Genomic DNA, 1,270 nt, shown 5'->3' on the forward strand with positions numbered 1-1,270 from the left:
GTTTTCCATAAAGAAATCGAATAGCTCATTTCTTGCTGACTAAAGGAGGAATTAATTCCTCCTCTGAATCCGAAGATTCTTGTGTGTGTTTCTTTTCGCTCGACTGAAATCGAATTACTTCGAAACGTTTTGCTCAAGTGCGTTAGCACTCTCGCGATATCTCATTGATGTTTTGCTGTTCAGTTTTCAAGGTTCATTTGGCGAGGAACTGATTTACTTCCCTCTTCATTTACTTGCCGCTTGTTTCAGTGGCAACTCTTATATCATACCAAGTTACGTCATCCGTGTCAACAACTAATTTTAATTTCTTTTCTCACTAGTTATTGATGTATCGGAAACGCAAGGTTCTAAATATACCATGCTATTTTATAAAACGCAAGGTTTATTTATACTTTACTTAAATACATTAAAGTGACATTGCGAAAGGGACATTAAATCATTGTAATATAGCACTAAGGTTAACTAATCTGTTCTTATACAATATAGATGTTGGAGAGTTTAACGTACAAGTTGTCAGTTAAGATTCAGATCTATGCAATCCTCCTTAACTTCTCTTTTAGCTAAATCAATTATTATAAATCATGTTGCTGCATTTGAGTTTTTATTCACATTCAAAAATCCAAAAGTTTTTCCATCAAGATTTCTAATTAGGGAGTATGAATAATTCTACTGAATTCCGCTTCTGCCTGAGTCTGGATTATAAATTGCTTGGTGCTTCGAGATACCTCTAGTCTGGATTGGTGCTTAGAATCCAAGCTTACTGCTTTGATAGGGTATTCTTTATCGTAATGGTCGTCATTTGGAGATGTATATATTGAGATTACTATTTGATACTAATTTTTTAAGAAAGATGCACTCCAAGTTGCAGATTTAATCCCAGATAATGATATATGTTTTCTTAATGAGACTATCTAGCACAATACTCCCAATAATGCACTTCCCAGAGTACTAAAGTGTAGTTAATAGGAAATTCACGTTAAAATATTTACAGCGGTTTGATAAGGCCAAATCAACGGGTCTGTCTGGCTTGCAGATACAAAGTACAATAGTTATATTTTTGGTCAATCTCAAACGAATTAGGATTACCTTCACACGAGAAGTCTATTCTTCAGCATTTCTATGTCTGCTTTCAATATAACCTTCGGTTGAAATCTTTATAAACATAAAAAAAGCCATTACCCGAAGGCAATGACTTTACTTTGAGACCGGCGACGTCCTACTCTCACAGGGGGAAACCCCCAACTACCATCGGCGCTGAAGAGCTTAACTT

The 1,270-nt window shown here is 35.4% G+C and carries 1 rRNA gene; it reads right to left on the reverse strand.

The annotated features are described in order from the left end of the window. Positions 1-1,203: 1,203 nt before the first annotated feature. A 5S ribosomal RNA gene (gene rrf / locus AC1TO4_RS19795) occupies positions 1,204-1,270 on the reverse strand; the annotation flags it as partial.

This window comes from Sporosarcina sp. Y838, from assembly GCF_056786515.1.